The organism is Methylobacterium sp. Leaf117, assembly GCF_001422985.1.
In the GTDB taxonomy this organism is placed as follows: domain Bacteria; phylum Pseudomonadota; class Alphaproteobacteria; order Rhizobiales; family Beijerinckiaceae; genus Methylobacterium.
This window is the reverse complement of the sequence record NZ_LMNL01000023.1, coordinates 535,926-547,883: the sequence shown is the minus strand read 5'-3', so window position 1 is coordinate 547,883 and position 11,958 is coordinate 535,926. Positions and strand designations below refer to the sequence as shown.

General features: G+C 69.4%; 8 protein-coding genes. 4 read left to right on the top strand and 4 right to left on the bottom strand.

The features are described from left to right. The first annotated feature begins 13 nt into the window (after nucleotides 1-13). On the top strand, nucleotides 14-364 hold the full coding sequence (locus ASF57_RS13980; RefSeq protein ID WP_056179676.1) for a hypothetical protein: 351 nt from the start codon (nucleotides 14-16) through the stop codon (nucleotides 362-364). A gap of 553 nt (nucleotides 365-917) precedes the next feature. Beyond that, nucleotides 918-1,937 (top strand): helix-turn-helix domain-containing protein, encoded by a 1,020-nt coding sequence (locus ASF57_RS13975; protein WP_056484277.1) that lies wholly within the window; start codon nucleotides 918-920, stop codon nucleotides 1,935-1,937. Nucleotides 1,938-2,161: 224 nt separating this feature from the next. Here the strand turns inward: ASF57_RS13975 and ASF57_RS13970 are convergent, their stop codons facing one another. From ASF57_RS13970 to ASF57_RS13960, 3 genes are all read right to left on the bottom strand, one after another. Next, nucleotides 2,162-3,634, bottom strand: coding sequence for a serine hydrolase (locus ASF57_RS13970; RefSeq protein ID WP_244476945.1), 1,473 nt, complete (start codon nucleotides 3,632-3,634; stop codon nucleotides 2,162-2,164). A 251-nt stretch (nucleotides 3,635-3,885) separates the two neighbouring features. Beyond that, nucleotides 3,886-6,438: a PBP1A family penicillin-binding protein gene (locus ASF57_RS13965; RefSeq protein ID WP_056484274.1), complete on the bottom strand. Its 2,553-nt coding sequence runs from the start codon at nucleotides 6,436-6,438 to the stop codon at nucleotides 3,886-3,888. A 98-nt stretch (nucleotides 6,439-6,536) separates the two neighbouring features. Then, a complete protein-coding gene (locus ASF57_RS13960) occupies nucleotides 6,537-7,172 on the bottom strand; it encodes an HdeD family acid-resistance protein (RefSeq protein WP_056484271.1) in 636 nt (211 codons plus the stop codon). Nucleotides 7,173-7,387: 215 nt separating this feature from the next. Between ASF57_RS13960 and ASF57_RS13955 the strand changes: the two genes are divergently transcribed. Next, nucleotides 7,388-8,590, top strand: a complete 1,203-nt coding sequence (locus ASF57_RS13955) for an HlyD family secretion protein (RefSeq protein WP_082503971.1) — start codon at nucleotides 7,388-7,390, stop codon at nucleotides 8,588-8,590. Beyond that, nucleotides 8,587-10,185: a DHA2 family efflux MFS transporter permease subunit gene (locus ASF57_RS13950; protein ID WP_056484268.1), complete on the top strand. Its 1,599-nt coding sequence runs from the start codon at nucleotides 8,587-8,589 to the stop codon at nucleotides 10,183-10,185. Before ASF57_RS13955 ends, ASF57_RS13950 begins: the two co-directional genes overlap by 4 nt. A gap of 360 nt (nucleotides 10,186-10,545) precedes the next feature. Here the strand turns inward: ASF57_RS13950 and ASF57_RS13945 are convergent, their stop codons facing one another. After that, nucleotides 10,546-11,769: a transglycosylase SLT domain-containing protein gene (locus ASF57_RS13945; RefSeq protein WP_056484265.1), complete on the bottom strand. Its 1,224-nt coding sequence runs from the start codon at nucleotides 11,767-11,769 to the stop codon at nucleotides 10,546-10,548. Between the last annotated feature and the right edge of the window lie 189 nt (nucleotides 11,770-11,958).

The following is an 11,958-nucleotide window of genomic DNA, read 5'->3' as shown; positions in this document are numbered from 1 at the left end:
AAGACTTTTCGACGTGGCTAAACCCGACCTTCTCGCCGAGAACTTCTCCATCCCCGACCTGAAGGGCCGCCGGCCGGACCGCGTCGAGTATCTCCGCGGCATCTACCTCAACATGGTCCCCGATCAGGCCAAGAACCCGACCCTGCGGGTGCGCCTGAGCCGGCTCGGACCGGACGCCCAGCCGGCCTACCGCATCGAATGCGACGACGCCGACGGCAACACCGTGGTGCTGGGCTGGTACCAGGGCGACAAGCACAAGCCGCTGACGAAAAAGCTTCAGGAGAGCGAGGAATCGACCTGGAGCCGGGCCACCACGAGCTACATCGAGCTGCGCACCCTCCATAACCGCGAGATCGGCGTCTGAGACCCGCTCGCGGGAGCAGAGCGTTCCGATAGCCGAGCGCCCGCGCGGCGCTTTTGAATCCGCCATCCCGCAAGGGGTCGGCGGATCGGGCCCGAGCCCTGTACCTGCTCTTGGGTCCGACATGAGAGCGACCGGCGGGCAGGTTCGCGTGGCGAATGCGAGTCGCCTCACGGCCTCAGGACACGACCCATCGTCCTGCCCAGGCACCACATCGGTCGCGCCATTGTTGCCCACGCCGTTGCCGCCCACACCGGTGCGTTCGTTCCGGACGGCGCTGACGACGCGGTCCGCCCGTCATCGAACCGGGCGGACCTCTTCGCCGGGAGGTCCAAACGGAAACGGGCAGCCTGGACTCTACCCCAAGCTGTCCTGCCGCTGGCGACCCGGTGTCGCCACGGATGCCGGCTTGCGATGTCGCGCAACGCAGCCCCTCGACTTGCGTGCGACGGCTTCGCGGTCATCGGACCGGACACAAGTATTTGTCTTGCCCGACCAAACGACGTCATGCTCCCGTGCTTCGCCAAACGGGTCGGATAGCGAAGGATTTGGCTCGTTGGGTGCAGACGACACCACGGCCGAGGCTGGCCTGCCGCACTTCTTCCTGACGACGTCCGGCTTGCCGCCCGGAGAGGCCTTCGAGCGATGGCGCACGCTCCTGGCGCCGATGTACGCGGTCAGCCCGACCACGCCATCCGCCCCACTGCCGTTCGGCAGCAACATCGCGTACCCGATCGACGACCTCGTCGCGCATCGCACGCTGCTCTCGACCCAGCGGCTCCAGCGTGATCGCCGACGTGTCGAGGCCGGTCCCGACCACTACATCGTCCAACTCTACCGATCCGGACGCTTCCAGGGCACGGTCGCCGGCAAACCGATCTCGGCCTCGCGGGGCACCGTCACCCTCATCGGCCGCCGTCACCTGCTCGACGGCCTGCTCGACCGGGCCGATGCGATCGGCATTGCCGTTCCCTGCACCCGCCTTCACGGGCTGCCGCTCGAAAAGCACGACCTGCTGTTCGATCCGGTCCGCAATCGGCTGCTGGCGGCGCGCATTCTCGACATCTATCGCCGATTGCCGACCACACGCGCCGCCGAAGCCCCGGCTCTGGCCGATGAGTTCGTGACCTTCCTGCACCGCCTCCTCGATCGCTCGCATGCCACGGACGTGCTGGACGGCCGCGAACTCGATGGCGGCCTGATGGCGCTGGCCAGGATGATCGTACAAGCGAACCTGTCGCGCCCCGATCTGTCGCCTGAATTCATCGCGGGGCAGATGCTGGTCTCGCGGTCCACGCTCTACCGGCTGTTCGAGCCGGAGGGAGGCGTGATGCAGTTCGTAAGAGGCGAGCGCCTGCGGGCGGTGCGCGACGCACTCGCCGATCCCATGGAACGGCGCACCATCGGCCGATTGGCGGAGGTCTACGCCTTCAGCAGCGTATCGCTGCTCAGTCGCAGCTTCCGCAACCGGTACGGCGCCCCGCCCCAGGCTTGGCGTGGCGAGCGTCAGGCCGTCCAGCGGATCAGCGGTCAGGGAACGGTGCAAAACGTCTGGAAGTGGCTACGCGAAACCTGATGCCGTCATCCGAGGGTGTGCCGCACGTTCGGTGCGTTGCGACGGCGTGCGTATCCCGCACGCTGTGAGTGGCGTCCGCGGGAAAGCACCGGCAGCGCGGGATGACGTCGACGAAAAGCGTTTATCGCCCGGAAGTCGACTGTCGGACATTCGCCCGAAACAGCCATTCATCGAAGAAAGCCAGGCATCAAAAAACCCAAGACGAACCAAGCGCCCAGCGATCCCTAATCCGGTACGCGCGCGAGGGTGCCGAGGCCGTTGCTGTCGAGGGCGTCCACCGTCACCGCGTCGGCCTGGCCGCCGGGTCCGATCGCGAAGCGGATCGCCGAGGGGCGGTCGGGCATCTCCGCGTCGGGGAAACTGGCGAAGCGGTCGCGGTCGACGTGCCGGAGCGGATAGGTCCGTCCGGGCTTAGGCCCGAGCGTCAGGGTCAGGGCGCCGTCCACGGCAGCCACGACGGCCTCGCCGGCATAGGCGTTGGCGTAGCGGCCCATATAGGCGGCGAGCGGGAGGGACCCGGTGGCATCCACCGGCGCGGCGTTGGCGGCTTTGGCGGCGGCGAGGCTCGGCGCGAACAGGCTGCCGTAGGCGGCGCCCCATTCCTGCAGCCAGGACCGGGACACCTGCCCGTCGAAGACGAGATCGGCGAAGCTGTCGGCGAGGCCTTCGGGCACGCCGGACGGAAACCCGTTGGTCAGCACCACGAGGCCGAGTTTCGCGCCCGGATGGATCGCCACCAGCGTCTGGGCGCCGACGCTGAACGCGCCGGCATGACCCCAGACGGTGCCGTGACGGCCATACTCGACATTCCAGCCGAGCCCGTAGAACGAGGCGCCGCCGGTGACGGGATTCGGGCCGCGCGCCATCAAGGACTTGTGCGTCTCGGCCAGGGCAGCGGACGGGATGCGCTGGCGCCCCTCGAACTGTCCCGCATTGACGACGAGGCGCAGCCATCGCGCCAAGTCGCGGGCGCTCGAACTGACACCGCCGGCGGGTGCCTGCGCATCCGGATCGCGGGTGAGGCGGGCCACCCAGGCGTCAGCGACCCGGACGTGCAGGGCCGCCCGGTCGGGGCGCGCCAGGAAGTCCCGGTGCACCATGCTGGTCGCATTCATGCCCAGCGGATCGAAGAGGTGTTCGCGCGCCACGATTTCCCAGGGCTTGCCGGTCGGGCGCGCGGCCGCGACGGCACCCTCGGTGAAGCCGAAATTGCTGTAGGCGTAGCCCGCGCGGAAGCTCGACGACGGCCGGACCAGTCGCAGCCGGGGCAGGATCGCATCGCGGCTGAAGCCGAGATCCTCGAGATCGTCGCCCGCGCTGCCCGGCAGGCCGCTGCGGTGATTCAGGAAATCCCGCACCGTGACGGCGGCGGTCGGGTAGGGCTCGGAGAGCCGGAACGCGGGATCGAGATCGGCCACGCGCGCATCCCAATCGACGAGCCCGGCGCCCACCAGGGCGGCCACCACCGTCGCGGTCACCGCCTTCGACAGGGAGGCGACCTGAAAGACCGTGTCGGGACCGACCGGCTCGGTCCGGCCCGTTTGCTTGAGCCCGAAGCCCTCGAGGAACAGCGTCTCGTCGCCGAGCACGACCGCGATCGCCACGCCCGGCACCTCTCCCGCCGCGACGGCCCGCTGCGCCAGCGCTGCGAGGGCGGGCAGCTTCGCCACGACCTGCTCGCGGGTCGGCGCCCGCATCCCCGGGAGAGCCTGCGCCAGAGCGCCACCGGGCGCCATCAAGACCGCGGCGAGCACGAGACCGGTGGGCAAGAGGCGGGCAAACAAGAGGCGGGCAGCGACGTGGAGCCGGGTGAGGCACACCATGGACAGACCAGTTCGATTCCGGTGAAGTCCGGCGCCGAGACTGGATACCAGGTGTCTCGATAAGTCTATCGGCGAATCGAACGGTCTATCGGTCTTCCGCGCCATCTACTGATAGACGAAGCGCGCTATCGGCGACTCCACAGGCCGGCCCGCTCGGAGCGGGCCTGCTCCTCGGCCGCCAGGAGGTCGGCGGGGGCGTCCTCGGTGGCGCGGGCGCCGCCGGCCGTGAGGATCAGGGAGGCGAGGTCGTCGCCGTCGATCTGGCAGCGGAGCTGTTCGCCGGGGCCCTCGGTGGCGGGCATGCAGGTGACCTCGCGGCGGCGCAGGTAGCGGGCGAGCTGCCGCGCTAGGGCGCCGCCCTCCCCCTCGACGCCGGCGAGCCGGACGGTGCGGCCCCGGAACGCCAGGGTTCCGGTGTCGATCACCTCGGGCACGCCGCGCACGGTCGCGGCGGTCCCCGGGGAGGCGTTGGGCTGGGACGAGACTTCGCGGGCGGGCGGCGGCTCGGCGCGGGCCGCTTCCCCCCGGGCGGTGGAGGGACGCTTGCGACCCTTGGCCAGTTGCGCGGTCGCCCGCTGCACGAAATCACGGAAGAGGCTGGCGGGCAGGTCGCCGCCGCCGACCCGGTTCATCGAACTGTTGTCGTCGTTGCCGACCCAGATGCCCACGATGAGGTCAGGCGTCATGCCGATGAACCAGGCATCGCGGTAATCCTGCGTCGTGCCGGTCTTGCCTCCGACCGGCAGGCCGGAGACCCGCGCCGCCTTGCCGGTGCCGCCATCGACCACGGCCTGGAGCGAATCGAGCATCATCGCCCGGCTCTCGGTGGGGATCGCGGTGCCGCCCTTGGTCTCGGCCCGCAGGTATAGCGGCTGCGGCTGGGCGCCCCGGATGGCATGGACGCCGTGCGCGTCCACCGGCACGGTGCCGGCCAGCACGCCCGCATAGGCCCGGGTCATCTCCAGCAGCGTCACCTCGGCCGAGCCGAGCGCCAGGCTCGGCACGTTGGGCAATTCGGAGGTCACGCCCATCCGGTGCGCGGTGGCGATGACGGCCGGAATGCCGACCTCGTCGGCGAGCTGCGCCGCCACGGTGTTGATCGATTGCGCGAAGGCGCTGCGCAGGGGCATCGCCCCTTTGAACCGGCCGGTGGCATTCTGCGGCTCCCAATCGCCGATCTGGATCGGCCGGTCGACCAGCACCGTGTCGGGATTGAAGCCGGTCTCGTAGGCGGTGAGGTAGACGAACAGCTTGAACAGCGAGCCAGCCTGGCGCTTGGCCTGGGTGGCGCGATTGAACTGGCTGTCCTCGTAATCGCGACCGCCCACCATGGCGAGGATCGCGCCCTCCTTGTTGAGGACCACCATGGCGGCCTGGCTCGCCTTCTTCTTGGCGCCCTCGGCATCGAGGCGGCGGGCGACGACGCCTTCGGCCAGGCTCTGCAGATCAAGGTTGAGGGTGGTGCGGACCGTGACGTCGCCCGGCGCGTCGGCGAGCTTCTTGGCTTCCGCCGAGACCATGTCGAGGAAGTAGTTGGTGCCGGGCGGCGTCTCGGGGGGCGTGCGCAGGGTGATGGTCTGGGCGCGCGCCTTGTCGGCCTCGGCGGCCGTGATGGCCCCGGTCTCGACCATGGTCTGCAGAACCACGTCGGCGCGCTCCTTGGCGCCCCCGAAGTTCCGCGTCGGCGCCAGTTGCGAGGGTGCGCGCACGAGGCCGGCCAGCATCGCGGCCTCGGGCAGCGTCAGGGCCTTGGCGCCCTTGCCGAAATAGCGCCGGGCGGCGGCGTCGACCCCATAGGCGCCGGCTCCGAAATAGGCCGTGTTGAGGTAGCCGAGGAGGATCTCGTCCTTCGACATCGTGGCTTCGAGCCGCAGGGCGAGGAACGCCTCCTGGATCTTGCGGCGCAGGCTCTTCTCCTGAGTCAGGGAGGTGAGCCGGGCATATTGCTGGGTGATGGTGGAGCCGCCCTCGCGCACGCCGCCGCCGATGGCGTTGCGGTAGAGGGCGCGCAGGAAGCCGCGCGGATCGATGCCCCAGTGCGAGCGGAAGCGCCGGTCCTCGATGGCGATGATCGCCTGCCCGAGATGGGCCGGCATCTCGGCGGCGGTGAGCTTCTGGCCCTGGAACACCCCGCGCGTGGCGAAGACCCGTCCGTCATCGGCCTCGACGGTGATCGCCCGCTGCCCGGTCTCCGGCACGACGCCGCCGAGCGGCGGCAGGGTGGCGAAGCTGTAGAGGACGAGCCCGGCCAGGAACACCAGCGGCAGCAGCACGACGGCGAGCGCGGCCGCGACCCAGGGCCGGCGCCGCAGGCGACCGGCCAGGGAGGCGGCCGGCGCGGCCGGGCCGGTGGGCGTCGCAGCGGGCCTTGGGGCAACGGGATTCGGGGCAGCGGAACTTGCGGCGGCCTTGGTCGACGGCATCGCGGCGGGCGGGCGCGCCCGGATGCGGTGGGCGAACCCTTTCCAGGCGGGGCCGGCGGCCTGTGCCGCGCCGGCCGCACGGCGACCGGCGCCCCGCGCGGCGCCCAGGGCCAGCACGCCGAGTTGTCGACCGAGAACCTTGGCCGCGGCCGCGGCCTCGCGGGCGGCCGCCCGGGTATCCTCGGGGGGCGCCGGCGTCGTCCGGGGCGGGTCCGCCCTCTCGTGGCTCGGGCGTTCCGGGTCGAGAGAGGTCATCGGGGGCCATGATCACGGACAAACGACGCGCGACGGCTCGGCGCCGCACGGTCTCGGCCCCGGTTCTAGACCATGTCCCGCGGCCAAGGCTACGCCGTTCAGGACCGCCCGAGGGGGGCCGGACGACCGGCTTCGGCGTGGCGTCCGCGCAGGCGCAGACCGAGGATGACCAGCAACACGCCGAAGGCGACCGTGTAGGACCCGATCCACCAGGCCAGCACCAGCGCGGATATGCCGGGATTGATCAGCAGCGCGATCCCGAACAGGATCGACACCACCCCGCCGAGCACCAGGAACCAGCGCCCGTAATGGGCATGCAGGCGGAACCCGGCCGCGACCATCAGGCCGCCGGTGACGAGAGCCCAGAACGCCACGAGGTAGACGAAGGCCCAGACGGCGGCGGCCGGCACCATCACGGCGGCGATGCCGACGACGATGTCGAGGAGCCCTTCCACCAGCAGGAAGCCCCAGCGCTCGTGCCGCTGCGCCGCCCGCACCGAGGCGACGATGCCCACGATGCCGTCGACCAGCATGTAGGCGGCGAAGAACAGCACCAGCGACAGCACGAACGCGCCCGGCGCCACGAAGGCGACGAGGCCGAACAGGATGGCGACGACCCCGCGCAGGGCGACCAGCCACCAGTTGCGGGCGAGCACCGTGCTCATCGCGTCGAGCCTCGGGGTGCCCCCCGGGCTGGCTCTGCCGGGAGAAGACAGGGGAGAACCGGTCGCCATACGAACCTCCTACAGGTTGCAGGCGGAGCGTCCGCCTCGCCCGTGAACGCATCCGGAAATCGGGACGTTCCGTGCGGATCAAGACCAAAACGTCGAATGTCCGGAGGCGCCCGGGAACAATCCGGAGCGCTACTTCTTGTTGTCGCCGAGGTGGGAGTTACGGGCTGCGCGGTCGGGAACCGGGCGGCCCATGGATGCGTGCGGACGGTCAGCCGATGCTTCAGGACCAGCAGACCGGGCGGCGCCAGCCGGCACGGGACAGCGCGACGCGGCCTTCGGATCCTGAAGGCAAGGCGCCCGGAGATTCCGGGGCGGACGAGGCGGAATCGTCGCCCGATGGTGCGAGCGCCGAAGACGAGGCCGCCCAGGACAAGAACTCCGAGACGAAGCCGAACATCCTGCGCCGGCATCCATTCTGGGCGCTCGGGATCGCGGTGGCTTTCGTGGTCCTCGCGGTCGGAGTCTATCTGTACTGGCTGACCGCCCTGCACCCTTACGAATCCACCGACGACGCCTTCGTGGATGCGCGGCAATTCTCGATCGCGCCGAAGGTTGCCGGCTACATCGTCGACGTGCCGGTCACCGACAACCAGCATGTCGAGGCCGGCGCCGTGCTGTTCCAGATCGACAGGCGCGACTACGACGTGGCTCTGGCGCAGGCGCGAGCCCAGGTCGCCTCGGCCGAGGCCTCGATCCGCAACTTCGAGGCGCAGATCGAAGGCCAGAAGGCTCAGGTCGACGCGGCGCAGGCGGAGGTGACCCAGGCGGAGGCGTCCCTGAAATTCGCCCGCGAGGACGCGGCCCGGTATCGCGACCTCGCCGAGAAGGGCGCCGGGACGATCCAGCGCTCGCAATCCTCGTCCTCCACCTTGGAGCAGCAGCAGGCCGCCGACGATCGTGCCAAAGCGGCCCTGACGGCGGCGCGCACGCAGGTGGGCGCCCTCTCCGCCCAGAAGGCGGGCGCCGAAGCCAGTCTGGCCACCAGCAAGGCCCAACTGGCCCAGGCCGAGCTCAATCTCGGCTACACCACTGTCACGGCCGCGCAGGCGGGCCGGGTGGTCCAGCTTTCCGGCGCCAAGGGCCAGTTCGCCCAGGCCGGACAGACGCTCTCGACCTTCGTGCCCGACGACATCTGGGTCATCGCGAACTACAAGGAGACGCAGATCACCGACATGCGGCCGGGTCAGCACGCCGACATCGAAATCGACGCCTATCCCGATCGCAAGATCACCGGCCACGTCGATTCGGTGCAGCCTGGCTCCGGAACCGCCTTCAGCCTTCTTCCTGCCCAGAACGCCACCGGCAACTACGTCAAGGTGGTCCAACGCATCCCGGTGAAGATCGTCGTGGACCAGTGGCCGACCGACGTCTCGATCGGGCCGGGCATGTCGATCGTGCCGCGCGTGCACGTGAGATGAGCGCCGCGGACAGCGGCGCGTCGGCGAAGGCCCCGGGTGGCCACAATCCCTGGGCCATCGCCCTCGTGGTCTCTCTAGCGACCTTCATGGAGGTGCTCGACACCACCATCGCCAACGTCGCCCTGCGCTACATTTCCGGCGGCCTCGCGGTGGGACCGGACGAGGCGGCCTGGGTGGTGACGAGCTACCTCGTCGCCAACGCCATCGTGTTGACGGCTTCGAGCTTCCTGGCCAAGCGCTATGGCCGCAAGGCCTTCTTCATGTGGAGCATCGCGCTCTTCACCGTCGCCTCCGTGCTGTGCGGCTTCGCCTGGAACCTCGAATCGCTCCTGGTCTTCCGGGTGCTCCAGGGTCTCGGCGGCGGCGGCATGGCGCCGCTGGCCCAGTCGATTCTGGCCGATTCGTTCCCGCCGGCGAAGCGGGGCCAGGCCTTCGCGCTCTACGGCCTCGCCGTCGTGGTGGCGCCCGTGATCGGCCCGACGCTCGGCGGCTGGCTCTCCGACAACGTCTCCTGGCACTGGTGCTTCCTGATCAACGGCCCGATCGGCCTCATGGCGCTGGGGCTGATGCACATGCTGCTCGAGGACCCGCCGGGAGCGGTGGAGGAGCGCAAGCGCCTGCGCCGCGAGGGCGTGCGCTTCGACCTGATCGGGTTCCTCCTCGTCGCGACCTTCCTGGGCGCGCTCGAGGTCGTCCTGGACGAGGGTCAGCGCAAGGACTGGTTCGGATCGAACTTCATCGTGGTGTTCGCGGTGATCTGCGCCTTCGCCTTCGTGGCGATGATCCCGTGGGAGCTGACCCGCAAGAACCCGGTGGTCGACCTTCGCCTCCTCGGCAGCCGCCAGTTCGGCTCGTGCTTCCTGGTGATGATGGCCACCGGCGCCATCCTGATCGCGACGACGCAGTTCGTGCCGCAGTTGGTGCAGGAATATTTCGGCTATACCGCGACGCTGGCTGGGCTCGTGCTGGCGCCCGGCGGCCTCGTCACCGTGCTGATGATGCTGGTGGTCGGCCGCATTTCCGGCAAGGTGCAGCCGAAATACCTCATCGCGATCGGCGCCGCGATCGTCTCGGCCGCGATGTACGACCTGACCCGCCTGTACGGCGATACCAGCTTCTGGTTCTTCGCCTGGTCGCGCATCTATATCGGTATCGGCCTGCCGCTGATCTTCATCTCGATCACGGCCGCATCCTACGACGGCATCGCCAAGTCGCAGACCGATCAGGCCTCGGCCCTGATCAACGTCGCCCGCAACGTCGGCGGCTCGATGGGCGTGAGCCTGGCTCAGAACGTGCTCGCCTACCGGCAGCAATTCCACCAGAGCCGCCTCGGCGAGAGCATCTCCAGCGCCAACCCCAACTATCAGGAGGCTCTGCGCACCGCGACGCGGTACTTCCAGACCCACGGGGCCAGCGGCGTCGAGGCGCAGAACCAGGCCATGGCCTGGATCGGCCAGCAATTGCAGACCCAGGTCGCCTATTGGGGCTACATCGACGTGTTCTGGTCGCTCTGCCTCGTCTCCGGGGCGGCGGTGCCCCTCGCGATGATCCTGCGCAACGTCAAGCTCGGCGGCGAGACGCCGGCCGGGCATTGAGCGCGGACATGCGCGGCGATTGACGACGACGACTGCGCATCAGGGCGCCCTCTCCCGCACAGCAGGGGGATCGCAGATGGCACCACACCGTCATTCCGGGGCGCCGCAGGCGAGCCCGGTACCGAAGGGGCGCGCCAGCGGCGTGCAATCCAGATCCGCCGACGGCGCAAGGTCTTGCGCCACCTGTGCTTCTGGAACCCGTGATCCGCCGCGCGGCCCCGGGATGACGGCGTGCCGCAAGGGGGTTTCCGACAAGCGAAACGGCTTCTGCAAATGCCCTGCTTCGACGGGAGGGAGACCCGCGATTGATCCTGCCGGACCGGTGCTCAAGTCGGCGGACACGCACGGGGTGAACAGGCCTCACTCGGCGGGCGCCAGCGCCTCGGTGACGTGGACGCGCTTGCCGGCCTCCGCCGGCGCCGGGTCGGTGTCGATCTCGGTCAGTGTCACTTCGGCCTTCGCCTCCGGGGCCGCGAGGGCACCGACGCCTTCGTAGCGGTCGAGGCGGCGATCGATCATGCCGCCGATTTTTTCCCGGACCTCCGCGACGGTGAGGCTGCGGCGACCCTTGCCGGCCTTCTCGGTGAACAGGCTGCGGTTCGCCTTGGCGGCCGCCTTGAACACCTGCTTGGCGACCTGGTCGGGCTTCTCAGCGGTGAGCGCAAGGAAGCGGCCGGCGCTGGCCGTCCCGAGAAAATGCGCGAAGTACAGTTCCGCCGTCGACAGGTCGCGGCCGATGCGCTGCTCGATCCGGCCCTTGTCGCGGTTGATCAGTTCGCCCGCCATGAGGGCCGCGATGTAGGGGTCCTGGCGCAGGCGCAGCACGCGGGTGCGGGTGGCCTCGTCGGGAATCGTGATCGCGCTGCCGCGCCCCTTCACGGCCGCCGCCTCGTCGGCGAGCCCGTGCCGGGCGCCATAGGTGCGGATGAGTTCGAGCCAGGTGCCCGACAGGAACTGGAACAGGCCTTCGGCGGAGGAGGTCGACGCCTTGACCGTGGTGGAGAAGCTCGACTCCTTGTCGGCGAGCGCCATCATGTAGGCCGGATCGACGCCGGTTTCGGTCGCGGCGCGCAGAATGGTGTCGACGATCTCGCGCCGCACAGCCATGTCGCCGAAGCGCAGGTGCTCCGCCCCACTGGCATCCCGGCTCGGAGCGAGGGCTGCCAGATCGCTCTCGATCAGCGTCAGAGTGGCAGGCTCCTGCTCGATGACGGGAACCCCCGCCCAATCGGATGCGTTGGAGGTGTCGCGCGCAAGATCCGAAACAAGATCCAGGACCGGTGCGGTTGGGATCGGCGCAGCGCTTTCACGGGCCAGGGCCTGCGCCGTCACGGCGCGCTCGTCGATCCGGTCGTGGGCAGCGGCTGCCGGTGCCAGGGCATTCTGCGGAAGGGCTGCGCCCAGAATGGCGCCCGCCAGGAGCGTGGCGAGGGTTCGGCGGCCGAGAGCGGCGAAGTTCCGGCGCGCACGGCGCTCGGTCCGGGGCAGCCACGCCACGGTATCGTCTGCATTGAAGGTCTCGTTGGGCACGAGACGGCTCACGTCGTCGGCGCAGAGCGCCGGCTCCGGGAAAACCCCCATCATTGGTCCTTGTTCGTACCGCTGCCTTCGTGGGCGCGGCTTCGTTGTCATTCAGCGAGAGGACGTCTCGCCGGTCGCTGTGACCAGAATGGGACAGCTCCGTGATTCAACGATGGCAGCCTTAACGTTGAGTTAAGCCATTGTATTTACGGATTTTTAACGATTCGTTCGGCCGTCGTTCAGTCATACCGC

Excerpts from the sequence above, each read along its gene's own strand:
- ASF57_RS13970 (WP_244476945.1), bottom strand. The coding sequence starts at position 3,634 with ATGCGGGCGCCGACCCGCGAGCAGGTCGTGGCGAAGCTGCCCGCCCTC.
- ASF57_RS13965 (WP_056484274.1), bottom strand. The coding sequence starts at position 6,438 with ATGACCTCTCTCGACCCGGAACGCCCGAGCCACGAGAGGGCGGACCCG.
- ASF57_RS13960 (WP_056484271.1), bottom strand. The coding sequence starts at position 7,172 with ATGGCGACCGGTTCTCCCCTGTCTTCTCCCGGCAGAGCCAGCCCGGGG.
- ASF57_RS13955 (WP_082503971.1), top strand. The coding sequence starts at position 7,388 with ATGCTTCAGGACCAGCAGACCGGGCGGCGCCAGCCGGCACGGGACAGC.
- ASF57_RS13950 (WP_056484268.1), top strand. The coding sequence starts at position 8,587 with ATGAGCGCCGCGGACAGCGGCGCGTCGGCGAAGGCCCCGGGTGGCCAC.
- ASF57_RS13945 (WP_056484265.1), bottom strand. The coding sequence starts at position 11,769 with ATGATGGGGGTTTTCCCGGAGCCGGCGCTCTGCGCCGACGACGTGAGC.